The sequence below is a fragment of the Pseudomonas sp. lyk4-R2A-8 genome (genome assembly GCF_030209095.1).
GTDB lineage: Bacteria > Pseudomonadota > Gammaproteobacteria > Pseudomonadales > Pseudomonadaceae > Aquipseudomonas > Aquipseudomonas quebecensis.
Window position 1 is genome coordinate 161,886 of record NZ_JARVSS010000014.1, and the last position, 23,995, is coordinate 185,880.

Consider the following 23,995-nt stretch of genomic DNA (forward strand, 5'->3'; position numbering starts at 1 on the left):
GGTCATGAAATTCTCCGCTGTTTCACAAACCCTGTCCCGTTGGGCAGGCAGCCCCCGGACGTTCTACACAGCGGTGGCGCTGATTCTGGCGTGGAGCCTGAGCGGGCCTTATTTTCACTTCAACGACACTTGGCAACTGATCATCAACACCTCGACCACCATCATCACGTTCCTGATGGTGTTCCTGATCCAGAACACGCAGAACCGTGACAACGACATCCTGCATATCAAGATCGATGAGCTGCTGCGCGTGTCCAAGGACGCTCAGAACGCCGTCCTGAGCCTTGATGGCCTGGACCGCAAGGAGTTGGAAAAACTGCGTCAGGAATACCGCAGCATTGGCCAGGCCGGGACGGTCAACCTCAACAGCAGTTGCGGGCATGCCGCCGACGATGCGGCGCCGACGAAAACCGACTTGAACCAGGCCTGAAAAAAACGGCGGTTGGAGCTTATCCAACCGCCGTTTCGTTATTCAACCGACCGGTTCAACCGTCGCCTTGGTGGCCTTTGCCATAGGTCGATGCCAACGCACGCGCCTTTTGCAGACGTTCTTCCAAGCGCGGCAAGGTTTCATCCACCAGCGCTTTAATCTCCGGCACATCGGAAGCGGCGCCTTCTTTTTTGAACAGTGCGATGGCCTCTTCGTTTTCCTTGACCTGCTGCGCTGTGTAGGCCGCATCGAAGGAGTCGCCGTCCTTGAGTTCAGGCATCAGGGTTTCGGCTTTATCGACGATTTTTTCCCGCGGGGCCACCGGCAGGTCGAGCTTCTTGGCGATGGCCGCCAGATGCTGGTTGGCCAGGGTGCGCTCGTTGATCACCTCGATGGTGTAGTCCTTGATTTCCTGGGACGAGGTTTTGGAGTGGGCCATGCGGCTGGTCTCGATATCGGCCATGCCCTTGGCCGACGCCTGCTCGATAAACTCAGCGGGCGACTGGGCGAAAGCACTGCTGGTGCCGAGGCCCAGCAGCATCGCGAAACTGGCGGTGCGTAACCGGATAGCCATGCGGCTCATGATGGGTTCCTCCAGAGCAAAAATTAGGGCGGGGCACAGGCCCCGCCCTGAATTCGAATTTTCACAGGAGTAAAGGTTTAGAAAAAACTTACCAGTGCGACGAACGGTCATCGGCTCGTCAGGCCGCTTTGCTGCCAAACAAGCCGGGCAAGGCATGGGCCAGTGCGTTGATGGCGAAACCGATAAACATCAGGCCACAAAGACGGGTGATAAGAATTTCATGCCGTTGGTACAGGGTGCGCACCCGATGAGCGCCGACTACGCCGATCAGAATCCCATAAGCCAGCAACCCGCCGATAAAACTCAACACAATCAACCACGGCAGCATCGACCAGGTCAGCAGCTCGGCACGGCTGGACAACAACGCAGTAAAGGTGGCCACCGCCACCGGGTAGGCCTTGGGGTTGGTCAAACCAAACAGAATGCCGTGCCAGAACGGATGCCGCGCCGCGCCCTCGGGAGCATCGCTGCTGCGACGCCGGGTGCGAATCGCGCGCCAGCCGAGCCAGAACAGATACGCACCGCTGAGCACGCCCAGCACATCGAACGCGCTGCTGCCCACCTCTCGCGCACCGACGATGGCAATCAACGCAGTGCTGCACCACACCACGTCCCCCAGCAAATGCCCGCACAAAAACCCCGCTCCGGCCCGCCGACCACGAGCGGCACCGATGCCGAACACGGCCAGTACACCGGGGCCAGGGGTAATCCCGTAGATAAAACCCGAAGCAAGCACAGCGAGCAGCAACGAAGGGGTCATGGCGCGACTCTGATAAGTGAGCGGTGCAAGGATTTTGCACGTTCCGGCGTTACGGGTAAAAGGTCATGCCGGTATAAGGCCGGGTGCGACAGGCTCGCAGGCGCGAAGCCAGATCGCCGACGTGGACTTCGAGCTTATGGCCGTCGGGGTCGAGAAAATAGAACGAGGCGCCCTCGCTGCGGTTATCGCGCCATTCCTGCACACCGGCGGTACGCAGACGTTCGACCAGCGCGGTGAACCCCTGCGGCTCAGCCGTGAACGCGTAATGCGTGTAGTCCGCAGCCGGCTCCGACCCGCATGAGCGGTCGAGGGACAGGCACAACCACAACCCCGGCAATGATAAATACGCGCCATTATCCCACGTGGCGTCAAGCTGAAGCCCCAGCACATCATGGTAGAAATTGACGCTGCGCGGCACGTCGGTGACGGCCAGAGTCAGGTGGTTGAAACCAGAAAGCATGATATTTCCTCGGCGCAATAGCGTGAGCAAGATCCAACAGTGCGAGCGCAGATTATGAAGCGAGCGGACCTCAACCCACCACCGCTTGTAGGTGGCAGGGTGAGCAATTGCCGATGATCAACGTTCTGCACGCCACGGGCGGACATCGTCAGGATCAGGTCCGTGCCCAGGATCAACTGTGGCGCCACGCCCCAGTGCGGCAGGCTGATCGCCACATATCGGCGCTGGCGGATCGCCCTCAGTACCCGCTCGATTTCCGGGGTGCCGCTGCCGCGCATTTCCAACAGCACGTGGGGGCGTGCCAGGTAAGTCGGCCTGTTCGGTCTTGCAGAGCGTCAGCTGACAACGCCCCGGGTGGTCGGGGCGTTGTTGCTGATGGGGGGCGTGGCGTTGATTCAGTTCGGCGGCGCGCCAGGCAAAGCGCTGGCGTCCGCATGAACCCGCGTCAGCGCTTGTCGGACGTGCGCATTTTCTGCGGCAGGCCCCACATCAACAGTGCGGCGGCGATCAAGGCGCACACGGCAATCACATACAACGCCGGCGTGGTGCTGCCGGTAATGTCCTTGATGCGCCCCACCATCACCGGGCTGACGATCCCGCCCAATTGGCCCAGCGTGTTGATCAGCGCTATCCCGCCCGCCGCCCCTGCTCCGGCGCCCGCCAACAGTTTGGGCGGCAAGGTCCAGAACGTCGGGATCGAAGCAATGATGCCGGCGCCCAAAAGGCCCAAGGCAATGATCAGAAACACCTGCTGGTCATCGAAGATACCCGCGCAGAAAAACCCTACAGCGCCCATGACCACCAACCCACTGACGAACTTACGCCGCTCACCGGTGGCGTCCGACCAGCGTCCTACCACGACCATGGTAATCGCGCCGCAGATATACGGGATGGCGGTCAACAGACCGATCACCACCGCGCTTTCGATGCCCGCGCTGCGGATCAATTGCGGCGCCCAGAAGTTCAGTCCGTAAGACGCTACCTGGATCAGGAAGTAGATCAATCCCAGCATCAGAAAACCGGGGATGCGCAGGGCTTGGAGCAGCGAACCTTTCTTGTGCACCTCGTGCACGGCAATGCGGCTGGCGAGCAGGGTTTTTTCCTCGGCGCTCAGCCACGGCGCGTCTTCGATGCGGTCCTTGAATTGCGTCAGCACCATCCACGCCAGCCCCACGCACGGCAGGCCGCCCAGCAGGAATAACCAGTGCCAGCCGCGCATCTGCAGCACCCCGTCCATGTGTTCCAGCACCAGGCCGGAGAACGGCGCGCCCACCAGCCCGGAAAACGCCGAGGCGAGGAACAGCATCGAGGTGATGCGTCCACGGAAGTCCTGGGGAAACCACAACGTCAGGTAATACAGCACACCGGGGGCAAACCCGGCCTCCATGGCCCCGATCAGAAAGCGCAGGGCATAGAACTGCCATTCGGCCGTGACGAACACCATGGCCGCCGTGGCCAGGCCCCAGGACACCATGATCCGTGCGATCCAACGGCGGGCGCCGACCCTGTACAGCATCATGTTGCTCGGCACTTCAAAGATCACATAGCCGATCACGAACAATCCCGCGCCCAGGCCGTAGGCGGTGTTGCTCAGGCCCAGGTCGGCCTGCAGCTGGAACTTGGCGAAGCTGATGTTGATGCGGTCAAAAAAAGCGAACAGGTAGCAGACCATGATCAACGGCATCAGGCGCCAGGCAACCTTGCGGACCACCGCCTTGACCGGATCGACTTCACCGACCGGGCGCGCGCCGGTCTCTACTGTGTTGGTGCTCATTGTTTTTCTCCCAGCGGACCGCTCCAAGGCGTCCGATTGTTTTTGTTGTCTGGTATGGCGTTACAGCGCGGCGGTGTGCGCCGGTGGCGGATGCAGATCGCAATTACGCCCGGCCTTGGCCACCTGCCCTGGCAGTTCATGGCCCAGCAAGACCGGCAAGCGCCGGGACAGCTGCAACAGGTGCGGCAGGTCGATGCCGGTGTGAATCCCCACTTCGTCGCACAGGTTGACCAGGTCTTCGGTGCAGATATTGCCCGACGCCCCCGGTGCAAACGGGCAGCCACCCAGGCCGCCGAGGGCCGCATCGAACCGACGCGCGCCCACTTCGTAAGCCGCCAGCACGTTGCACAAACCCAAGCCACGGGTGTTATGAAAATGCAGGGTCAGGTCACTTGCGCAAACCCGCTGCAGCACGCGCTTGACCAGGTGCTGCACCTGACGCGGGTTGGCCATGCCGGTCGTGTCGGCCAGGCTGATGCCTTCAATCCCCATGGCCTGGTACGCCTCGACTATCTGCAGCACACGGTCTTCGTCGATGCGCCCTTCGAACGGGCAGCCAAACGCCGTAGAGACACTGGCGTTGAGGCGCACCGGATGCTCGGCGGCAAACCGCGCGATATCGGCGAAAGCCGCCAATGAGGCTTCGCAGCGCATGCGCATATTGGCCAGGTTGTGGGTCTGGCTGGCGGACATCACCAGGTTCAATTCATCGGCGCGGGCCTCGATCGCGCGCTGGGCGCCCTTGAGGTTGGGGATCAGCGCCACGTAGATCACCCCCGGCCGACGTTCGATGCCCTGGAACACCTGCTCGCCATCGCGCAACGCCGGGATAGCTTTGGGCGACACGAACGAGCCGGCTTCGATGCGGGAAAAACCGGCCAGGGACAACTGGTCGATCAAGGCAATTTTGTCGGCGGTCTCGACCCAGGTCGGTTCGATCTGCAGGCCGTCGCGCGGCGAGACTTCCTGCACGATCAGCGGGTCGCCATAGTTATGGATCATTGCACCACCCCCGCGTTTTTCAGGCGTTGGATATCGGCGCCACTCAGGCCCAGGTTGCCGAGGATTTCGTCGGTATGCTGGCCCAGCGCAGGGCCCTGCCACTTCACGCCGCCGGGGGTTTGCGAGAGCTTGGGCACGATGCCCGGCATCTTCACCGACACACCGCCGGGCAACTGGGCATCGAGCAGCATGTCGCGGGCCTGGTAGTGCGGGTCATTGACGATATCCGCCACCGAATAGATGCGCCCGGCCGGGACTTCGGCAGCCTCCAGGACGCTGAGCACGCGGTCGATCGGCTGGCCGGCGGTCCAGTGCGTAATGGCCGCATCCAGCAAAGTACTCTGGGCGGCGCGGCCGTCGTTGTGGGCGAACTGCGGCGCATCGGCCAGATCGGCGCGGCCGATGGCGTGCATCAGACGTTTGTAGATCGGGTCGCTGTTGCCGGCGATCACCACGTAGGCACCGTCGGCGGTCGGGTAGGTATTGGACGGCGCAATGCCGGGCAACGCCCCGCCGCTGCGCTCGCGCACATGGCCGAGCATGTCGTACTCCGGCACCAGGCTCTCCATCACGTTAAACACGCTTTCGGCCAGGGACACATCGACGACCTGCCCGTCGCCCTGGCCGGTCTTGACCCGCAGCAACGACATCAACGCACCGATCACGCCATGCAGCGATGCCAGGGAATCGCCCAGGCTCACTCCGACCCGCGCCGGGGGCGAATCGGGGTTGCCGGTGGTGTAGCGAATGCCGCCCATGGCCTCGCCGATCGCACCGAAACCCGGACGGTCCCGATAAGGGCCGGTCTGGCCGTAGCCGGAGATGCGTACCAGGGTGAGCCTGGGGTTCAAGGCATGCAGCACCTCCCAGCCCAGGCCGAGCTTTTCCAGGCCGCCGGGGCGCAGGTTTTCAATAAGCACGTCGGCATCGCCGAGCAGTTGCTTGATCAGCCCCAGGCCTTCTTGGGACTTGAGGTCCAGCGCCAGGGACTTTTTGTTGCGCGATTGCAGGTACCACCACAGCGACGTGCCTTCATGCAGCTTTCGCCACTTGCGAAGCGGGTCGCCCTGGCCCATGGATTCGATCTTGATCACATCGGCGCCAAACTCGGCCATCAGGCGTGCGGCGAACGGCGCTGCGATCAGCGTGCCGATCTCGATCACCTTGATTCCGCTCAGGGGAGCTGTCATCGGGTGCACCTCTTATTCTTGGAATAGTGACCAAGGCTAGAGGAGCACCGCGCGGGAAATCCAACCGTCAGTGGGCAAGGAGCGTTCGCTAAACGCGAACGCTCATGAATTTTTCCGTAGGACCAGGCTGTCAGGCCGCTCCAGGGAAGGCATTGAGAGGCTCAGGTAGTCGAACAATAAACGGCTGACCGGCGACAATTGTGCTTCATCCCGTACGACGAGAATCAGACTGCGGTCCGACCAGGCATCCGTCAGCGCCACGGCATGCAGGCCCAGGGGGCGTCCGAACAGTTCATAGGCCTTGCGCGGCAAGATACCGATGCCCATCTTGGCCTGAACCATGCGGCACATCGCATCGAAGCCCGGCACATGAATGCGCAGGCGCAGCATCTGGCCCGCCTCGCGCGCGGCGGCATGGGTGCGCATGTTGATGGAGCTGGCGGCGTGCAGGCCGATGTGATCGCTGCCCAGGGTGTCGGCGAACGCCAGGCTCGGCCGGCCCGCCAGAGGATGGTCCGGCGGCATCAGCACCACCAGTTTGTCGTGGCGATAGGTCACGCTGGGCAGGCCCTTGGTGTCGGTGTCGCAGGAACAGATTCCCAGGTCCGCCACCCCGTCCAGCACGCCCTGCACTACGCCGTTGCTGGGGCGCTCTTCCAGATCGGTTTTGACTTCGGGGTGCAGCTCGGAAAAATCCCGCAGGTCTTCGGGCAGGAACTGAATGATCGCGGACAGATTGGCCAGCATCCGCACATAGCCGCGCACGCCATGGCTGTGCTCGCCCAGCTCAAGGCCCATTTTCTCGACGTTGAACAGCATCCTGCGCGCATGGTGCAGCAGGGTCTCACCGGCGGCAGTCAGCTCCATGCCTTTGGCCCGGCGCACAAACAGGCTCACACCAAGCACCTGTTCCAGTTCCATCAGGCGCTTGCTGGCAGCGGACACCGCAATGGCTTCACGGGTGGCGGCGCGGGTCAGCGTGCCTTCTTCGAACACCGCGACGAACAGTTGCAGGGTGATCAGGTCCAGGCGCCGTACCAGACTCTTGTGCAACATCACACACGCTCGCCGGCCAGACGCTGGATTTGGGCCTGTTCCACCACCGCCTGCGGCGCGCCATGGCGCACCGCCGCCAACATCGCGCGACCAACCGACTCGGTGCTCACCACCCATTCAGGCTTTACCCGACGGACCAGCGACAGCAGCGGCCCGAACAAGCTGTAGAACGCTTGATACAGCGGCGTCTTGGAGCGCACACCGTGCAACGGTTGAATGACCCCGGGGCGGAACAGGTACACCGCCTTGAACGGCAAGCGCAGCAAAGCGTTCTCGGTCTTGCCCTTGACCCGCGCCCACATCGACTTGCCCGTCTCGGTACTGTCGGTGCCGGCGCCGGACACGTAGATAAACGTCATCTGCGGATTGAGCCGCGCCAGGGTGCTGGCAGCGACCAGGGTCAAGTCGTAAGTCAGATGGGTGTAGCGCGCTTCATTCATGCCCGCCGAAGAAACACCCAGGCAGAAGAAACACGCATCGAAGCCCTGCAACAGATTTTCCAACGCCTGGAAATCCAGCATATCGGCGTGCAACACCTGATGCAGCTTGCCATGCACCTGCGGCAGCGGGGTGCGGCCAACGGCGACGACTTCCTGCACATCCGCCGCCAGCAGACACTCGCGCAACACGCCCTGGCCGACCATGCCAGTGGCGCCGAATAACAAGACTCTCATAAAAGGGACCTCAGCATTAAGCCGCAAGCGGTAAGCCGCAAGTTGATCGCAGTGGAAGTTCCACACTTTGGCAACCTGTAGCTTACCGCTTGCGGCCGATGCCCGCCCCTGTCAGAACGCGCTGCGAAAGATCTCCTCGATCTGACGCTGATCGGCCCGGCGTGGGTTGGTCAGCCCGCAGGCGTCCTTGAGTGCGTTGGTGGCCAGCAGGGGGATGTCCTGCAACTTGGCGCCCAGTTCACGCAGGCCGGCGGGGATTTCCACGTCGTGGGCCAGGCTGCGGATGGCGGCGATGGCGACCTGGGCGCCCTCTTCATCGCTGATGCCTTGGGTATCGGCGCCCAGGGCGCGGCCGACGTCGCTCAAGCGCTTGGCGCTGACGCTGGCGTTGAAGCTTTGTACGTGAGGCAACAGGACTGCGTTGCACACGCCGTGGGGCAAGTCGTAGAAACCGCCCAACTGATGTGCCATGGCATGCACGAAGCCCAGGGACGCGTTGTTGAAGGCCATGCCGGCGAGGAACTGCGCGTAGGCCATGTTTTCCCGCGCGGCTTTATCGCTGCCGTCGCGCACGGCCAGGCGCAGGTTGGCGCTGATCAATTCGATGGCCTTGATCGCGCAGGCGTCGGTGATCGGCGTGGCGGCGGTGGACACGTAGGCTTCGATGGCGTGGGTCAGCGCGTCCATACCGGTGGCGGCGGTGAGGCCCTTGGGCATGCCGACCATCAGCGACGGATCGTTGACCGACAGCAGCGGCGTGACGTTGCGGTCGACGATGGCCATTTTTACGTGGCGGGTGTCGTCGGTGATGATGCAGAACCGGGTCATTTCGCTGGCGGTGCCGGCGGTGGTGTTAATGGCCACCAGCGGCAACTGCGGCTTGGTTGATTGATCGACCCCTTCGTAGTCGCTGATATGCCCGCCGTTGGTGGCGCACAGCGCGATGCCCTTGGCGCAGTCATGGGGCGAGCCGCCGCCCAGGGACACCACGAAGTCGCAGGCGCTGTGCTGCAACAGCGCCAGGCCTTTTTCGACGTTTTCCACATTGGGGTTGGGCTTGGCGCCGTCGTAGATCACCGAGTCGATGTCCTGCATCGCCAGTTTCTCGGCAATCATCGCGGCCACGCCGGCCTTGGCAAGCCCCGCGTCGGTGACGATCAGGGCCTTGCGAAAGCCGTAGTTGCGAATGGCGTTCATGGCTTCGTCGAGGCAATCGGTGCCCATGATGTTGACGGCTGGAATGAAGAAAGTGCTGCTCATGGCGAATCCTCGGATGACGTTATACGTACAGCATCAACCTCAGCCGCAGGGCGCACCTTGATCAGGATCAACGCCGGCTCGTGATAAAGTCACCGCCCAGCAGATTTCGAGTAGACCCGCCGCAATGAAGGATTTCCAGGATATTGACGCCCACCTTGAAGACTGGAGCGCGCTGCGCAGCACCCACGACTTCAGCGCGATACTGATCGGCAACGGCGCCAGCCGGGCGATCTGGGAAGACTTTGCCTACGACTCGCTGTTCGAAAACGCCCGCACCGTTGAAGAAAAACCCTTAAGCGCCTCCGAACTGAGTGTGTTCGATGCGTTGCAGACCCGCAGCTTCGAGCAAGCCCTGAGCGCATTGAAAACCACCAGCCGGGTCAACAAAGCGCTGGCAGTCAGCTCGGCCGCGCCGCGCAATCGCTACTACGCGATCAAGGAGGCGCTGATCAATACGATTCACGCCGTGCATATTCCCTGGCGCCTGGTGCAGCCGTCGACGCTGGCGACAATCAATGCGGAACTGGCCCGCTACCCCACTGTGTTCACCAGCAATTACGACCTGCTCAACTACTGGGCGATCCTGCACACCCCCGGCATCGATGACCTGTTCCGCGGCGCCGACGCCCGCTTCGACCTGCGCGACACCCGCAGCGAGGCCACGCGTATCCTGTACCTGCACGGCGGGCTGCACCTGGTGCGCAACCTGGACGGCACCGCACGCAAACTGCCGACCACCGACAGCACGCTGCTCAGCAGCTTCGCGATCAACAACACGCTCAAGACCCTGGACGATGTGCCGCTGTTCGTCAGCGAAGGCACGGTGCAGGAGAAGCTCAAGACCATCCGCGGTTCGGACTACCTGTCGTTCTGTTACGCGCAACTGCTCGCTCACCAGGGCGCGCTGTGCATCTTCGGCCATGAGCTGGGCACGCAGGACAGTCATTTGGTGGACGCGATTCGTCATGCCAGGCCGAGCCTGTTGGCGATCTCGGTTTCAGGGCGCAGTGATGGCTTCATTCGTCAGCAGAAGCGCCGGTATTCGCAGTTGTTCGACGGCACCGGAGTGGCGCTGAGGTTCTTTGCGGCACGCACCCATGCGCTGGGCAATCCGGCGTTGTCGGTCCCTGTGGAGCCATAAGTCACGGCACCCATCGAAAGGCAGACACCACAGGCGGAGCGGCGCACACACGGGTTGTGGTCTCGGGTGTTATTTTCGCTGAACATGTGTCGAGACCTAACGATATAAGGAAAGCCAGCTTTACCTGGAGACAAATGACAATAATTCTCGATATCATCCGCGACGTTTTCACACCCCCTCTGCGTCAGGAAGGATATCCATGTCTCGTCCCAAGCCCGACCCGTTGTCGGCCGATGCTTTTCGCGGATTCTATGCGGACATTCTGCATTTTCTGCGCAAGCGCACGGATAACGTCAGCGACGCGGCGGACATGACCCAGGATGTGTTCGCCCAATGGCTGGGTTACCGCGACCGGGCCAACGTCGAGCAGCCTCGGGCGTTTCTGTTTCAGGTAGCGCGCAACCTGCTGCGTGACCATTGGCGCAAACAAAAGGTGCGCCAGACCGTGCAGTGCGAGCAGGTCGACAAGGACGCCGAAGCAGTCACCGAGGAGCAGAACGAACCCATGGCCGCCGCACTGCGCCTGCAGCGTCTGGAACAATTGAAAGAAGTCCTCGCCGAACTCTCGCCCCGCAGGCGAGAAGCCCTTATGCTGCACCGCTTCGAAGGCCTGAGCCAGGCGCAGATCGCCGCGCGCATGGGCATTTCGATCAGCATGGTGGAAAAACACATCGCCTTTGCCTTGCTGCATTGCAAGCGACGCCTTCAACACGAACCCGGCACGGAGCAGCCAGAATGAACCGCCTGAGCGACACCGACATTCTGGATATCGAAGCCAGCGATTCCATCGATGCCCAGGCCGCCAGTTGGTTTGCACGCAACCGTGAAGACACCGGCCGTGCCGACCGCAAGGCTTTCGCCGCCTGGCACGCCGTACCGGCCCATGCCCGCGCCTATGCCGAATTCGAGCAGTTGTGGGCCGATCTCGCGCAGTTGCAGCAACTGAACAAACCCGTGGCGCTGCCGCCGCGCAAGGCATCGGTATGGCGCCCGGCGCTGGCGGTAGCGGCGGCGGTCCTGTGCGCCTTGATGGCCACGCAACTCGGCGCGCCCCGCGAGCTGTATCACCTCCAGGTGTCGGCCCAGGCCAAGGGCGCGCGCACGCTCAGCCTGCCGGATGGCAGCACGCTCTACGTGAACGCCAACACTCGTCTGCGCGTGGATTTCAGCGCCCTGCAGCGCATCGTGCAGTTGGAGGAAGGCCAGTTGTATATCGACGTGGCGCCCGACAAGGAACGCCCGCTCTTCGTGCGCGCCGGTGAGGCCAGTGTGCGCGTGGTCGGCACCGGGTTTGATGTACGTCGTGGTCCCCGGCAACTGGTAGTCAGCGTCGCCCACGGCCAGGTCGCGTTCGCACCTACGCCCCAAGGCCCGACTCTCCAGCTCCATGCCCAACAGCGCGCCAGTTACACCTTCGCCAAGGGCACGCTGGTCCAGCAGACCCTCTCCGACGAAGCGGTCGCCGATTGGCGCAGCGGGCATTTGGCCTTTCGCAATCGCGAACTGGCCAGCCTTGTGGATGAGTTGAGCCTGTACCGGCCTCAGGCACCGTTGCAGGTCAGTCAAGCCGTGGCGCAGTTGAAAGTATCGGGCAACCTGGATGTGAACGACCCCGACGCCCTGCTCAACGCCCTGCCTGCGTTACTGCCGGTGAAAACCGTAAGCGCGGCCGACGGTGCGATCAGGATCGAACCGAACCAATAATCCCAGGCTCCACACATGAGAATATTTTGCATTCGCATGTGTGGATTTTTTTTCCAGCCCCGTCTTCCTCCCGTCTGCGTTTGATACGCACACCTTTTCGGCCTTTCAGCCACCCTGGGGGATTTCATGTTTCGCGCGCCTTGCCTCGCTTCGCCGATGTTTCGACCGACCCTTGCCTTTACCTGCCTGGCCTTCAGCCTGGGCGCCCAGGCCGAGTCGTTCACGCTGCACCTGCCCGCCCAACCTTTGGCCGCGTCCTTGAGCCAAGTGGCGCAGCAGACCAAAATCCAGCTGTTGTTCGACGAGGCCCAACTCAAGAACCTGCAGGCCCCGGCGCTCGACGGCGACTACAGCGCGGAAACGGCGATTCGCAACTTGCTGAACAACGGCGAGTTCATCCTGATCAAGGTCGGCAGCACTTACGTGGTCAAACCCGAAGCGGCCAGGACCACTTCCAGCAGCACGATCCAGCTGGAGGCCCTGAGCGTGATCGGCACCGGCAACGAAGTCGACTCCAGCACCGTCGGCCGCTCCACGCTGAGCCAGGCCGACATCGAGCGCTATCAGGCCAACAATATTCCCAGCCTGCTGCAGACCCTGCCCGGGGTCAGCCAGGGCGGCTCGCTCAAACCCGGCGGCCAGACCATTAACATTCGCGGTTTCGGCGATGCCGAAGACGTGCCGCTGACCGTTGACGGCGCCACCAAGAGCGGCTTCGAGCGCTACCAGCAGGGCACGGTGTTTATCGAACCGGAACTGATCAAGAGCATTGAGGTGGAGAAAGGCCCTAACTCGCCCTTCACCGGCAACGGTGGCTTTGGCGGCACGGTCAATATGACCACCAAGGACGCCCCCGACCTGCTGCAAGAGGGCCGCAACAGCGGCGCGATGCTCAAATATGGCTACTCCAGCAACGATCATGAGCAGGTCTACAGCAGTGCCGTGTTCGGTCGCACCGACGACGGCCGTTTCGACGCCCTGGCCTACCTGACCAAGCGCGACGGGGACGACATGAAAGTCGCCGCCAAGTTGCCCAACGAGAACAACCAGTACCCGATCAACCCTCAGCGCCTTCCCAACTCCGCCCAGAACGTCGACGGCCAGTTGTTCAAGGTCAATGCGCACTTCACCGATGAGCACAGTGTCGGCCTGTCGTACTCGCGTTCCCACAGCGACCGCTGGACCCCGTTTTCAGCCGCCAGCTACCCCACGCCCCCGACCCAGGCCAATATCGACCGCTACGGCTACGAAGGCGCGTTGAAGCGTTTCCTGGCCAACCGCGATACGGTCGACACCACTTGGTCCGGCAAGTACGAATACCAGCCGCTGGATAACCCGCTGGTGGACCTGACCGTCAAATATTCGCAGTCCAACACCGAGCAGACCGACGAGCGCACCGACACGGCGTTTTTCCAACTTGCCAGTGGCGGCCGCCGGATGGACACCGCCTACACCGACAAAAACCTCGATATCCGCAACGTCAGCCTGTTCGACACCGGGCCTTTGCAGCACGCGGTCACCGTCGGCACGCAGATCCGCAGGCATACGCGGGAAACCGAGATGTGGATGCCCGGCGCCACCTACAACACGCCGCGCTACAACTACGGGCATTTCCAGCCGGGCTTCATGCCCCACGGCAAGGTCGATACCAACAGTGCCTTCATTCAGGATGCGGTCACCCTGGGCGACGTAACGGTCACTCCGTCGCTGCGCTACGACCACGTGCGCAACCGTGGCGAGGCCAACGATGCGCCGTACTACAGCAATCCCGATCCGGCGGTTGGCCATGATTACAGCGACCGCACCTACACCGGATGGTCGCCCCGCCTGGCGCTGTTCTGGACCGTCACCCCGCAGGTCGGGCTGTTCGCCAACTGGAGCCAGACCTGGCGCGCGCCGGTGATCGACGAACAATATGAAGTGCAGGGCGTGGGCAGTCGCACCGCCACCAGCGTCGACCTCGACCCGGAGCGCATCACGTCGATCACCGTGGGCAACATCACCAGCTTCGACAACCTGATTGCTCAGGACGACAGCCTGCAAGTGCGTACGACGCTGTTTCACAACAAAGTCGAAGACGAAATCTTCAAGGCCACCGGCGTCGGCTGCCAGAACCAGGCAATCAATGGCGGCACGATTTCCACGGCCTGCCCGCCGGGGCCGATGGCCAACTACCGCAACATCGGCGGCGTGACCATCAAAGGCTTCGAGGTGGAATCGTTTTATAACTCCACCTACCTGTTCGGCTCGGTGTCGTATGCCTATACCACCGGCCAGCACGAAGGCGCGTACACCAACCCGTGGGGCCCGGATGTGTCGGCGCGGGACATTCCACCGACCAAGTGGGTGCTGGTGCTCGGCACTCATATTCCGGCCTGGGACGCCCAAGTGGGATGGATGGGCCAGTTCATCGGCGCCACCGACCGCCTGCCCAGCGACAAATACTCCGGCGGCCCCGGCAGCAGCGTCGGCGACACCTTTTACGACCAATACAACAACAAGCGCTACAACACCCAGGGCCTGTTCGCCAAATGGAAGCCGCAGCAGGCTTACCTGAAGGGCACCGAGGTCAACTTCACCCTCGACAATATGTTCAACAACAACTATCGCCCGGCCCTGAGCGGCGACCGGGCCTACACCAAGGGCCGCGATGCGAAGATCAGCGTCACGCGTTTTTTCTGAGCAGGTGTACGGATAAATCCGCGCGCAGCAGGGTTTCCAGGCAGTGTTCAGTGATGTGGTAATACGCTTTCAGCGCCTGGATTTTCTCCAGCAACGACGCGTTATCCACCGGCTCGGCACGCTTGACGGCCAGGATCATTTTGTTCTTGTTGGTGTGTTCCAGTGAAATGAACTCGAACACTTTGGTCTCGTAGCCGCAGGCTTCCAGGAACAGCGCACGCAGGCTGTCGGTGACCATTTCCGCCTGCTGGCCCAGGTGCAGGCCGTATTGCAGCATCGGCTTGAGCAGCGCCGGGCTCTGGATCTGCAGGCGGATCTGTTTGTGGCAGCACGGCGAGCACATGATGATCGACGCACCGGAGCGGATGCCGGTATGGATCGCATAGTCGGTGGCGATGTCGCAGGCGTGCAGCGCGATCATCACATCCAGTTCGCTGGGCGCCACGCTGCGCACGTCGCCGCATTTGAATACCAGCCCAGGGTGATCCAGACGCGCGGCGGCGCTGTTGCACAGGGTCACCATGTCTTCACGCAGCTCGACGCCGGTCACTTCAGCTTCGGCGTTGAGGGTATTGCGCAGGTAATCGTGGATGGCGAAGGTCAGGTAGCCCTTGCCCGAACCAAAATCGGCGACCCGCACCGGCTGGTCCAGTTTCAGCGGCGACGAGGTCAGCGCATGGCTGAACACCTCGATGAATTTGTTGATCTGTTTCCACTTGCGCGACATCGACGGGATCAGCGTCTGCTTGGCGTCGGTCACGCCCAGGTCGGCAAGGAACGGTCGGCTCAGGTCGAGAAAACGATGCTTTTCGCGGTTGTGCTCGGCCGACGGCGCCTCACGCAGTTGCTGCGGCTTGCTCTTGAACAGCGAGCTTTTGTTCTTCTTGCTGTATTCCAGCTGGGCTTCGTCGGTCAGCGCCAGCAAGTGCGCGTTCTTGAACGACGCCGGCAACAGCGCGGCAATCGCCGCGACGCCTTCGGCCACGGGCAGGTTCTTGGTGATGTCGCGGGTTTTGTAGCGGTACACGAAGGACAGGCACGCCTGCTCCTTGACGGTCACCGGCTTGATGATCAGCCGTTGCAGCTCGGCTTCGTCACCGACGTACTTGGCCAGCACCAGCTTGATAAAGGCACTGTGCGCAAGGCTTTCGCCGAGCAGTTCGATGAACTGGGCGTGATGATCCGGCGCAGGGCGGGCGGGTTGAGCGGTGACGGACATGAACAAAAACGCCTCGGGCAGGGAATGCCGGGCATTTTAGGGGGGATGAGGGTTCAGGGCACGGAGTTATTTGATCAACGGTACGGCGCTTGAACAGACCGGGGCTGAATGTGGGAGGGAGCAAGCCCTCCCACACGGTTTGATAGAGGTATTCGGGCTACTCAAGTACCACCAGGCGATTGGGCAGTTCATTGCGCGCCTGGGTCAGCGGCACATGCACCTTGAGCAACTCGCCACAGGCTTGGATGCAGGCAATGAACCCGGCCAGTGTCTGGCCCTGTTTCACCTGCTGGGTGAAGGCCTGGACAATGGCGTCCCAATTGCTGTCGTCCAGGCGTTTGGAGATGCCCTCATCCACCAGGATTTCCACATAGCGCTCGGCCTCGCTGACAAAAATCAGCACGCCGGTGCTGCCCACAGTGTGGTGCAGGTTCTGCTCCAGAAACTGCCGGCGCGCCAGGTTCGATGCGCGCCAATGCCGCACCGAACGCGGGATCAGGCGGGTCGTCACCTTGGGCAAGCGAAACACCAGGCACAACACAATGAACGTCACCCACTGCGCCAGCAGCAAGGTGTACATGGTCAGGTAGCCGGACAGGTAATGCACCACCCCCGGCACCACCAGGGCGATCAGGCTGGCCCACAACAACGGGATGTACGCGTAGTCATCGGCACGGGCGGCCAGGACTGTCACCAGCTCGGCGTCGGTCTGCTGCTCGACCCGGGCGATCGCTTCGGCGACCTGGCGTTGTTCGTGTTCACTCAGTAGTGCCATGGTTATAGATGCTCTTTTATCGTTATTGTCATTACCAGCCGCCCGAGGCCCCGCCGCCGCCGAAGCCACCCCCGCCGCCCCGGAAACCACCGCCGCCACCCCCGCCACCGCCGCCGCGCCCACTGCTGCTGAGGATCGCCAGCAGGATCGCGCCCACCGGCAGGCCCAGGCGATTGCACAGCCACAGCACACCGATCAGCAGCACGAACAGGCCAATGGAAAGGCCGGGATTATCCTTGGCAAAATTGCCGTCCGCCACATGGGCCGGCACCGCGAGGGGTTCACCGCCGACCACCTGGACCATCGCGGCCACGCCGTCGCTGATGCCCTGGCTGTAATTGCCGGCCTTGAACTTGGGCGCGATCACCTGGTTGATGATGACCCACGACTGTGCATCGGTGAGCACGCCTTCCAGGCCATAACCCACTTCGATGCGCAACTTGCGTTCATCGCGGGCGACGATCAACAGCGCGCCGTTGTCCTTGCCCTTCTGGCCGATGCCCCACTGGCGCCCCAATTGATAACCGAAGTCCTCGATCGGCACGCCTTGCAGGTCGGGCACGGTAACCACCACGATCTGGGCGCCGCGCGTCTGCTCCAGCGCCTGCAACTGCTGGGTCAACTGCTCGCGCACCGCCGGGTCGATCATCTGGGCGTTGTCCACCACCCGCCCGGTCAGCGCCGGCAAGGTCAACGCTGCCTGGGCCGCGCCCGCGCAGGCCAACAGCCACAGCGCCAGGCCTATCCTTAATAAACGCATCGACACCTCAGTGCAGCCTTATTTGAACTTCACTTGCGGCGCTTTATCGGCATCGGCACTGGTGGCTTCGAACGTGGCGCGAATCGGCAAATCGCTGTACATCACGCTGTGCCACAAACGGCCTGGGAAGGTGCGGATCTCGGTGTTGTACGCCTGCACGGCCTGGATAAAGTCGCGGCGCGCCACGGCGATACGGTTTTCGGTGCCTTCCAGCTGGGATTGCAGGGCCAGGAAGTTCTGGTTGGCTTTGAGATCCGGGTAGCGCTCGGACACCACCATCAAGCGGCTGAGGGCGCCGCTCAAGCCGTCCTGGGCCTGCTGGAACTGCTTGAGTTTTTCCGGGTTGTCCAGGGTGCTGGCGTCGACCTGGATCGAGGTGGCCTTGGCCCGCGCTTCGATCACGGCGGTCAGGGTGTCCTGCTCATGGGCGGCGTAGCCTTTGACCACTTCCACCAGGTTGGGGATCAGGTCGGCACGGCGCTGGTACTGGTTCTGCACCTGGCCCCAGGCCGCCTTGGCTTGCTCGTCGAGGGTGGGAATGGTGTTGATGCCGCAACCGCTCAGCACCGTGCTGATCAATAGCAGAGCCGCGGCTTTGAGGCCCCAGCGGTTAACGTGTGCTGCTTGCATGATGTATCTCCTGCCCAAACTGGATGGAATTGGATGACCTGCCCTATAAACCGCGCGCTTGGGGCATAATCCGCCACCACTGGTATGCATCGAGCCAATCAGCTACAAAGATGCCCAGCGCGAATAAGAGTTCAGAAGTGTGCGGTATTTCTCTGAACAACGCCCGAACAACAATAGACGCTCCCCACATTTTGGCCGTCAGCGCGAGCGCTGTGCAGTGAGCCGAAAAAGGATATTCATGAAAAAGCTGTGTTTGCTCGGCCTTGTTGCCACGCTGGCCACTCACCCCGTATGGGCAGAAACAAAGCCTGCTGCGCTTAAGGATAAGGACGCCTTTGTCAGCGACCTGCTCAAGCAGATGACCCTGGATGAAAAGATCGGCCAGTTGCGCCTGATCAGCATCGGCCCCGAAATGCCCCGCGAGCTGATCCGCAAGGAAATCGCCGCCGGCCGCATCGGCGGCACGTTCAACTCCATCACCCGCCCGGAAAACCGTCCGATGCAGGACGCGGCCATGCGCAGTCGCCTGAAGATCCCGATGTTCTTCGCCTACGACGTGATCCACGGCCACCGCACCATTTTCCCGATCAGCCTGGCCCTGGCCTCCAGCTGGGACATGGACGCCATCGGCCGCTCCGGCCGCATCGCCGCCCAGGAAGCTGCGGCCGACAGCCTGGACATCACCTTCGCGCCGATGGTCGACATCTCCCGCGACCCGCGCTGGGGCCGCACCTCCGAAGGCTTCGGCGAAGACACTTACCTGGTCTCGCGCATCGCCGACGTGATGGTCAAGGCGTTTCAGGGCACCAGCCCCGCCAATGCCGACAGCCTGATGGCCAGCGTCAAGCACTTCGCCCTGTATGGCGCGGTGGAAGGCGGGCGCGACTACAACGTGGTCGACATGAGCCCGGTCAAGATGTACCAGGACTACCTGCCGCCGTATCACGCGGCAATCAAGGCCGGTTCCGGCAGCGTCATGGTGGCGCTCAACTCGATCAACGGCGTACCCGCCACCGCCAATACCTGGCTGATGAACGACCTGCTGCGCAGGGACTGGGGCTTCAAGGGCTTGGCCGTGAGCGACCACGGCGCGATCTTCGAGCTGATCAAGCACGGCGTGGCCAAGGACGGGCGTGAAGCCGCCAAACTGGCGATCAAGGCCGGCATCGACATGAGCATGAACGACTCGCTGTACGGCAAGGAACTGCCGGGGCTGCTCAAGTCCGGCGAGATCGAGCAGAGCGACATCGACAACGCCGTGCGCGAAGTCCTCGGCGCCAAATACGACATGGGCCTGTTCAAGGACCCGTACCTGCGTATCGGCAAGGCCGAGGACGACCCGGCCGACACCTACGCCGACAGCCGCCTGCACCGCGCCGAAGCGCGTGATATTGCGCGCCGCAGCCTGGTCCTGTTGAAAAACCAGAACAACACCCTGCCGCTGAAAAAATCCGCGACCATCGCCCTGGTCGGCCCGCTGGCCAAGGCGCCGATCGACATGATGGGCAGTTGGGCGGCTGCCGGTAAACCCGAGCAATCGGTGACCCTGCTCGACGGCCTCAACGCCGTGATCGGTGAAAAAGGCAAAATCCTCTACGCCCGTGGCGCCAACATCACCAACGACAAGGCGGTAGTCGACTACCTCAACTTCCTCAACTTCGATGCGCCGGAAGTGGTGGATGACAAGCGCTCGCCGCAGGTATTGATCGATGAGGCGGTCCAAGCGGCCAAGCAGGCCGACGTGATCGTCGCCGCCGTGGGCGAGTCCCGTGGCATGTCCCACGAGTCCTCCAGCCGCACCGACCTGAACATCCCGCAAAGCCAGCGCGACCTGATCAAGGCGCTCAAGGCCACCGGCAAACCGCTGGTGTTGGTGCTGATGAACGGCCGCCCCTTGTCAATCCTCGACGAGAACCAACAGGCCGACGCCATCCTGGAAACCTGGTTCGCCGGCACCGAAGGCGGCAACGCCATCGCCGATGTGCTGTTCGGCGACTACAACCCGTCGGGCAAACTGCCGATCACCTTCCCGCGTTCGGTGGGGCAGATTCCGACCTACTACAACCACCTGACCATCGGCCGGCCGTTCACCCCAGGCAAGCCGGGCAACTACACCTCGCAGTACTTCGATGACACCACCGGGCCGCTGTTCCCGTTTGGTTATGGCCTGAGCTACACCACGTTCAGCGTGTCGGATATGGCGCTGTCGTCCACGACCCTGAACAAGACCGGCAAGCTCGACGCCAGCGTCACCGTGAAAAACACCGGTAAGGTCGACGGCGAAACCGTGGTGCAGCTGTACATCCAGGACGTGGCCGGTTCGATGATCCGTCCGATCAAGGAGTTGAAGAACTTCCAGAAAGTCATGCTCAAGGCCGGTGAAGAGCGCACGCTGCACTTCACCATCACCGAAGAAGACTTGAAGTTCTACAACACCCAGCTCAAGTACGCGGCCGAACCGGGTGAGTTCAATGTGCAGATCGGGTTGGATTCCCAGGATGTACAGCAGCAGACCTTCGAGCTGCTGTAAGGCCGCTCGGTTAAGGAATGCTGACTTCGAAGCGAAGCAGGTCGAAGGTGGGAGTTGTCCAGCTTTAGCGAGGCTGCGATGGCGTCGGCTCAGTAATATTGAGGTTGACTGACACGACGCTTTCGCGAGCAAGCCCGCTCCCACGGTTTGATCTGCATTGTCTTCACAATAGCGGCATTGGGTCTGGCGCCCTCCCCCCCTCTGAGTCAGCAAAAAGTCACGTTTCACGCACATCTCCAAGTAGTGTCCTATATCCCTCCCCCCGTGCACTCGCACACCCTGTCAGCCCGAAATCAATCTGCAGGTGTGTGGACTATGTCGCCCACGAAAAAACCCCGACAGGCAACTCAACAAGTTCCGGTTCAATCATCGTTCAAGCGCAAGGCGATCGCCCTGTGCCTGCTCGGTGGCTTGCCGAGCGTGGCTGTTGAAGCCGCAAGCTATCGCGAACAAGGCCGATTGAACGACGCCGCCAGTTGGCGCAGCGATGAGTTCAAAAAAAGTTGGGGGCTGGGCGCAGTCGGCGCCGACTACGCCTATGCCAGGGGGTTGAGCGGCGAGGGTGTGCAGGTGGGGGTTTACGACTCCGGCACCGACTTGCGCCATCATGAGTTAGCCGGCAAGCCACATTCCGCTGTACAACTGGCAGATCCCGGTTGTGTGAGCGATGCCGTGCTGTCGGGTGGCTGCTTCTTCAGCGAAGGTGATCGCTCCGAGGTGAATCTGCGCGATTCACTGCCACCCGAAGCCCTGCCCGGTCTGGAGGAGGCCATTGCCGACGGTGATCTCACCCGGGAGGAGGTCGATGACTACCTGAAAAACGTGGGGGCCCGGTACAACCCCCACGGCACTTTCGTTGCCGCCACCGTGCTTGCCAATCGCGATGGCGCGGGCTCCCATGGCGTAGCTTACGCGGCCAACGTGAGCGCGGTGCGCAGGTTCAGTAATACTTACCAGGCGGGTCCCGGGACAACCACAGACAGGGTCGCCAATGCCACGCCGGAGGCAGTCGAAGCCGCCTATGCCCAGTTGCACAAACAAAATGTGCGCGTGGTCAACCACAGCTGGGGCACGCCATCCCCCTTTGCCGATGAAGCCGCGCTGGATCTGGCGCTAAGCCAGACCCATACCCGTCATTATCAAGAGCTTAAAGCCATCGCAGACAGCGCCGTCAAATACGACATGCTGCAAGTATGGGCGGCGGGCAATTCATTAAAACCCAACGAATCGCCTCAAACCGCGCCCTTTACCGAGATCCATGCCAGCCTGCCACGCGCCGTGGCCGAGTTGGAGCGCTATTGGTTGAGCGTGGTCAATGTGAACCAGGCATTGACCCTGAGCGATGGCTCCTACCGCTGCGGCTTCAGCAAAGACTGGTGCCTGGCCGCGCCAGGAACGGATATCAGCTCAGCCTGGGTCGCGGGCTCGATAGACACCCAAACCCACTATGACAACGACGATGAAGCCGATGGCTTCACTGTCACTGGCGACAACCCCGAATTTGGTGACCTGACCGCCTCCGGGACGTCCATCGCCGCCCCTCACGTGAGCGGCGGCCTGGCCTTGCTGATGGAGCGCTTTCCCTACCTCGACAACCCGCAGATCCGTGATGTGTTGCTGACCACCGCCACCGACCTGGGTGAACCCGGGGTGGACGATATCTACGGCTGGGGCCTGATGGACCTGAAAAAAGCCATCGACGGGCCCGGCCAGTTGCGCGTCGACACCCGGGTCAACATGGACCGCCCGGCCGGCGGCGCAGTGGTCTGGCAAGGCGGCGCCTGGGACGATTGGCGCAACGATATCAGCGGGCCGGGGCGCCTGGAAAAAACCGGTGCCGGCTGGCTGCGCTTGAGCGGCAATAACAGCTTTGCCGGGACCACGCTCCACGAAGGCATTCTGGAACTGGACGGCGCCAACACCCTCAAGGGCGACGTGAAACTCGAAGGCGGCGTGCTGCGCCTGAACGGCAACCTGGCGGTCGAGGGCGACTATCAGCACGCATCGGGCGCAACCCTGATGACCGGCCTGGTTGCCCAGGCCGACCCGGCAAAACTGCACGTGAGCAACCAGGCCGCGATCAACGGCGGCACGCTGTACCTGAGCGCACAACCCAACAGTTATCCGTTGGGCCAGCGCTACAATATCCTCCAAGCACAAGGCGACTTGAGCGGTGAGTTTGCCTCGGTCGACCACCGCGAGTTCTCTCCCTTTCTCAGCGCTTTCCAGGTCAAGCAAGACAACCACTTGCTAGTGGAATTCGGCCGGGGCCGCTCGCTCGCTTCAGCGGCAAACACCGCCAACCAGCGCGCCGTCGCCACGGCCGCCGACGCTCAAGCCATGCCGACCCCGCTGCTGCAACGCTTGACCGCACTGTTTCCCGACCAGGCCCCCGCGGCGCTCGACCAGTTGAGTGGCGAGTTGCATGCCAGCACCCAGGCGGTGCTGATCGAAAACAGCCGCGTGCTGCGCCAGTCGGCGCTCGACCGGCAAGGCAACCGCGCAGGTGAGTCCGACGACTTGAACAGCGGCGCCTGGGTCCAACTGCCCCGCCGAAATGGCCAGCTCGAAGGCGATGGCAACACCGCGCGCACCTCCCATAGCAGCATCGGCCTGCTGGTCGGGTTTGATCACCGGCTGGAACAAGGCTCCCGCCTGGGGCTGGTGGCCGGCAGCGGCAGCAGCGAGGCCAAGGCCGGCGCGCGAGGCAAGGCGAGTGTCGACAGCTATCAGTTGGGCCTGCACGCTGGCCACACCTGGGACGCGTTCGGCCTGTATGGCGGCATCGCCTACGCGCAGCATCAGGTCCAGAGCAAACGCCGCGTCAGCTTTGCCGGCGTCGAAAATCGCCTGTCTGCCGACTATGCGAGCCGTACTGTGCAGACGTTTACCGAGGCCAACTATCGGTTCAATCATGGGTTCTGGGATTGGCAGCCGTACCTGCAACTGGCCCATGTACAGCTGCGCAGCGACGGGTTCAGCGAACGAGGCGGCATGGCCGCGCTGCGCGGCAAAAGCGCAAAGCAGAGCGTCAACCTGACCACCGGCGGTGTGCGCTTCAATATCGACCTGGCTCAAGCCCTGGTCGGCCCATCATGGTTGAGCCTGCGCGGTGGCCTGGCCTACACCCATGCCGGCGGAGGCCTGCAACCAGCGGCTCAAGTCGCCTGGGACGGCGGCTCCGCGCTACAGGTCAGCGGCGCTCCACTGGACCGCCTCAGCACCCGACTGGAACTGGGCGCCACTGCGCGCCTGAGCCGCCACAGCGCGCTGGACCTGGGTTTCAACCAGCAGCGCGGTGAGCGTTCACGGGACCAGAACCTCACGGCGCAGTATTCGCTGCAGTTTTAAACAGCGTTCTGAAC

Annotated in this window: 20 protein-coding genes and 2 pseudogenes; 8 read left to right on the forward strand and 14 right to left on the reverse strand. The window is 62.4% G+C overall.

The genetic code is table 11. The features are described 5' to 3' along the window. The first annotated feature begins 4 nt into the window (after positions 1 to 4). Positions 5 to 430: a low affinity iron permease family protein gene (locus QRN10_RS15240; protein ID WP_181081128.1), complete on the forward strand. Its 426-nt coding sequence runs from the start codon at positions 5 to 7 to the stop codon at positions 428 to 430. 55 nt (positions 431 to 485) lie between these two features. On the opposite strand, the gene QRN10_RS15245 is transcribed toward QRN10_RS15240, so the two are convergent. The 4 genes and pseudogenes from QRN10_RS15245 to QRN10_RS15260 form a co-directional block, all read right to left on the reverse strand. Beyond that, on the reverse strand, positions 486 to 1,013 hold the full coding sequence (locus QRN10_RS15245) for a DUF4142 domain-containing protein (RefSeq protein WP_181081129.1): 528 nt from the start codon (positions 1,011 to 1,013) through the stop codon (positions 486 to 488). A 118-nt stretch (positions 1,014 to 1,131) separates the two neighbouring features. Next, positions 1,132 to 1,773, reverse strand: coding sequence for a LysE family translocator (locus QRN10_RS15250; RefSeq protein WP_181081130.1), 642 nt, complete (start codon positions 1,771 to 1,773; stop codon positions 1,132 to 1,134). A 49-nt stretch (positions 1,774 to 1,822) separates the two neighbouring features. Beyond that, complete coding sequence (gene fos, locus QRN10_RS15255; protein WP_181081131.1) at positions 1,823 to 2,233, reverse strand: fosfomycin resistance glutathione transferase; 411 nt, start codon at positions 2,231 to 2,233, stop codon at positions 1,823 to 1,825. Between the two features lie 89 nt (positions 2,234 to 2,322). Beyond that, a pseudogene (locus tag QRN10_RS15260) lies at positions 2,323 to 2,547 on the reverse strand (type 2 periplasmic-binding domain-containing protein); the annotation flags it as partial. Between QRN10_RS15260 and QRN10_RS15265 the strand changes: the two are divergent. Beyond that, positions 2,546 to 2,671 (forward strand): annotated as a pseudogene (locus tag QRN10_RS15265) (DMT family transporter); the annotation flags it as partial. The pseudogenes QRN10_RS15260 and QRN10_RS15265 overlap by 2 nt on opposite strands. Before the next feature lie 7 nt (positions 2,672 to 2,678). On the opposite strand, the gene QRN10_RS15270 reads toward QRN10_RS15265, so the two are convergent. From QRN10_RS15270 to yiaY, 6 genes are all read right to left on the reverse strand, one after another. Then, positions 2,679 to 4,007 (reverse strand): MFS transporter, encoded by a 1,329-nt coding sequence (locus tag QRN10_RS15270; RefSeq protein WP_266248368.1) that lies wholly within the window; start codon positions 4,005 to 4,007, stop codon positions 2,679 to 2,681. Between the two features lie 60 nt (positions 4,008 to 4,067). Then, complete coding sequence (locus QRN10_RS15275) at positions 4,068 to 5,009, reverse strand: hydroxymethylglutaryl-CoA lyase (RefSeq protein WP_285428650.1); 942 nt, start codon at positions 5,007 to 5,009, stop codon at positions 4,068 to 4,070. Continuing rightward, positions 5,006 to 6,199 carry a CaiB/BaiF CoA transferase family protein gene (locus QRN10_RS15280; protein WP_181081135.1) on the reverse strand — a complete coding sequence of 398 codons (1,194 nt, stop codon included), beginning with the start codon at positions 6,197 to 6,199 and terminating at the stop codon, positions 5,006 to 5,008. The genes QRN10_RS15275 and QRN10_RS15280 overlap by 4 nt, the downstream gene beginning before the upstream one ends. Positions 6,200 to 6,301: 102 nt before the next feature. Further along, positions 6,302 to 7,255, reverse strand: a complete 954-nt coding sequence (locus tag QRN10_RS15285; RefSeq protein ID WP_181081136.1) for a LysR family transcriptional regulator — start codon at positions 7,253 to 7,255, stop codon at positions 6,302 to 6,304. Further along, entirely contained in the window at positions 7,255 to 7,929 is a 675-nt protein-coding gene (locus QRN10_RS15290) for an NAD(P)H-binding protein (RefSeq protein WP_285428651.1), read from the reverse strand. The genes QRN10_RS15285 and QRN10_RS15290 overlap by 1 nt, the downstream gene beginning before the upstream one ends. Positions 7,930 to 8,040: 111 nt before the next feature. Further along, positions 8,041 to 9,189 carry an L-threonine dehydrogenase gene (gene yiaY / locus QRN10_RS15295; protein ID WP_181081138.1) on the reverse strand — a complete coding sequence of 383 codons (1,149 nt, stop codon included), beginning with the start codon at positions 9,187 to 9,189 and terminating at the stop codon, positions 8,041 to 8,043. Positions 9,190 to 9,313: 124 nt separating this feature from the next. On the opposite strand from yiaY, the gene QRN10_RS15300 reads away from it, so the two are divergent. The 4 genes from QRN10_RS15300 to QRN10_RS15315 all read left to right on the forward strand — a co-directional run bounded on the left by QRN10_RS15300 (position 9,314) and on the right by QRN10_RS15315 (position 14,716). After that, positions 9,314 to 10,330 carry a DUF4917 family protein gene (locus QRN10_RS15300; RefSeq protein ID WP_181081139.1) on the forward strand — a complete coding sequence of 339 codons (1,017 nt, stop codon included), beginning with the start codon at positions 9,314 to 9,316 and terminating at the stop codon, positions 10,328 to 10,330. Positions 10,331 to 10,529: 199 nt separating this feature from the next. After that, complete coding sequence (locus QRN10_RS15305; protein WP_181081140.1) at positions 10,530 to 11,069, forward strand: RNA polymerase sigma factor; 540 nt, start codon at positions 10,530 to 10,532, stop codon at positions 11,067 to 11,069. Then, on the forward strand, positions 11,066 to 12,034 hold the full coding sequence (locus tag QRN10_RS15310) for a FecR family protein (protein ID WP_285428652.1): 969 nt from the start codon (positions 11,066 to 11,068) through the stop codon (positions 12,032 to 12,034). The genes QRN10_RS15305 and QRN10_RS15310 overlap by 4 nt, the downstream gene beginning before the upstream one ends. A 126-nt stretch (positions 12,035 to 12,160) precedes the next feature. Then, positions 12,161 to 14,716: a TonB-dependent receptor gene (locus tag QRN10_RS15315; RefSeq protein WP_285428653.1), complete on the forward strand. Its 2,556-nt coding sequence runs from the start codon at positions 12,161 to 12,163 to the stop codon at positions 14,714 to 14,716. On the opposite strand, the gene QRN10_RS15320 is transcribed toward QRN10_RS15315, so the two are convergent. The 4 genes from QRN10_RS15320 to QRN10_RS15335 all read right to left on the reverse strand — a co-directional run bounded on the left by QRN10_RS15320 (position 14,700) and on the right by QRN10_RS15335 (position 18,100). Next, positions 14,700 to 15,935: a class I SAM-dependent methyltransferase gene (locus QRN10_RS15320; protein ID WP_181081143.1), complete on the reverse strand. Its 1,236-nt coding sequence runs from the start codon at positions 15,933 to 15,935 to the stop codon at positions 14,700 to 14,702. The genes QRN10_RS15315 and QRN10_RS15320 overlap by 17 nt on opposite strands. A 157-nt stretch (positions 15,936 to 16,092) precedes the next feature. Beyond that, positions 16,093 to 16,710, reverse strand: coding sequence for a TPM domain-containing protein (locus QRN10_RS15325; protein ID WP_285428654.1), 618 nt, complete (start codon positions 16,708 to 16,710; stop codon positions 16,093 to 16,095). A gap of 31 nt (positions 16,711 to 16,741) precedes the next feature. Beyond that, positions 16,742 to 17,470 carry a TPM domain-containing protein gene (locus QRN10_RS15330; RefSeq protein ID WP_253511088.1) on the reverse strand — a complete coding sequence of 243 codons (729 nt, stop codon included), beginning with the start codon at positions 17,468 to 17,470 and terminating at the stop codon, positions 16,742 to 16,744. 18 nt (positions 17,471 to 17,488) lie between these two features. Continuing rightward, positions 17,489 to 18,100 carry a LemA family protein gene (locus QRN10_RS15335; RefSeq protein WP_253511085.1) on the reverse strand — a complete coding sequence of 204 codons (612 nt, stop codon included), beginning with the start codon at positions 18,098 to 18,100 and terminating at the stop codon, positions 17,489 to 17,491. Between the two features lie 238 nt (positions 18,101 to 18,338). Between QRN10_RS15335 and bglX the strand changes: the two genes are divergently transcribed. Together bglX and QRN10_RS15345 are read left to right on the forward strand one after the other, a co-directional pair. After that, a complete protein-coding gene (gene bglX, locus QRN10_RS15340; protein ID WP_181081524.1) occupies positions 18,339 to 20,630 on the forward strand; it encodes a beta-glucosidase BglX in 2,292 nt (763 codons plus the stop codon). A 315-nt stretch (positions 20,631 to 20,945) separates the two neighbouring features. Further along, positions 20,946 to 23,981 (forward strand): autotransporter domain-containing protein, encoded by a 3,036-nt coding sequence (locus tag QRN10_RS15345; protein ID WP_181081525.1) that lies wholly within the window; start codon positions 20,946 to 20,948, stop codon positions 23,979 to 23,981. Positions 23,982 to 23,995: the final 14 nt, after the last annotated feature.

Bases quoted from the DNA above. Each gene is read 5' to 3' on its own strand.
- QRN10_RS15240 (WP_181081128.1), top strand. From the start codon at position 5: ATGAAATTCTCCGCTGTTTCACAAACCCTGTCCCGTTGGGCAGGCAGC.
- QRN10_RS15245 (WP_181081129.1), bottom strand. From the start codon at position 1,013: ATGAGCCGCATGGCTATCCGGTTACGCACCGCCAGTTTCGCGATGCTG.
- QRN10_RS15250 (WP_181081130.1), bottom strand. From the start codon at position 1,773: ATGACCCCTTCGTTGCTGCTCGCTGTGCTTGCTTCGGGTTTTATCTAC.
- fos (WP_181081131.1), bottom strand. From the start codon at position 2,233: ATGCTTTCTGGTTTCAACCACCTGACTCTGGCCGTCACCGACGTGCCG.
- QRN10_RS15270 (WP_266248368.1), bottom strand. From the start codon at position 4,007: ATGAGCACCAACACAGTAGAGACCGGCGCGCGCCCGGTCGGTGAAGTC.
- QRN10_RS15275 (WP_285428650.1), bottom strand. From the start codon at position 5,009: ATGATCCATAACTATGGCGACCCGCTGATCGTGCAGGAAGTCTCGCCG.
- QRN10_RS15280 (WP_181081135.1), bottom strand. From the start codon at position 6,199: ATGACAGCTCCCCTGAGCGGAATCAAGGTGATCGAGATCGGCACGCTG.
- QRN10_RS15285 (WP_181081136.1), bottom strand. From the start codon at position 7,255: ATGTTGCACAAGAGTCTGGTACGGCGCCTGGACCTGATCACCCTGCAA.
- QRN10_RS15290 (WP_285428651.1), bottom strand. From the start codon at position 7,929: ATGAGAGTCTTGTTATTCGGCGCCACTGGCATGGTCGGCCAGGGCGTG.
- yiaY (WP_181081138.1), bottom strand. From the start codon at position 9,189: ATGAGCAGCACTTTCTTCATTCCAGCCGTCAACATCATGGGCACCGAT.
- QRN10_RS15300 (WP_181081139.1), top strand. From the start codon at position 9,314: ATGAAGGATTTCCAGGATATTGACGCCCACCTTGAAGACTGGAGCGCG.
- QRN10_RS15305 (WP_181081140.1), top strand. From the start codon at position 10,530: ATGTCTCGTCCCAAGCCCGACCCGTTGTCGGCCGATGCTTTTCGCGGA.
- QRN10_RS15310 (WP_285428652.1), top strand. From the start codon at position 11,066: ATGAACCGCCTGAGCGACACCGACATTCTGGATATCGAAGCCAGCGAT.
- QRN10_RS15315 (WP_285428653.1), top strand. From the start codon at position 12,161: ATGTTTCGCGCGCCTTGCCTCGCTTCGCCGATGTTTCGACCGACCCTT.
- QRN10_RS15320 (WP_181081143.1), bottom strand. From the start codon at position 15,935: ATGTCCGTCACCGCTCAACCCGCCCGCCCTGCGCCGGATCATCACGCC.
- QRN10_RS15325 (WP_285428654.1), bottom strand. From the start codon at position 16,710: ATGGCACTACTGAGTGAACACGAACAACGCCAGGTCGCCGAAGCGATC.
- QRN10_RS15330 (WP_253511088.1), bottom strand. From the start codon at position 17,470: ATGCGTTTATTAAGGATAGGCCTGGCGCTGTGGCTGTTGGCCTGCGCG.
- QRN10_RS15335 (WP_253511085.1), bottom strand. From the start codon at position 18,100: ATGCAAGCAGCACACGTTAACCGCTGGGGCCTCAAAGCCGCGGCTCTG.
- bglX (WP_181081524.1), top strand. From the start codon at position 18,339: ATGAAAAAGCTGTGTTTGCTCGGCCTTGTTGCCACGCTGGCCACTCAC.
- QRN10_RS15345 (WP_181081525.1), top strand. From the start codon at position 20,946: ATGTCGCCCACGAAAAAACCCCGACAGGCAACTCAACAAGTTCCGGTT.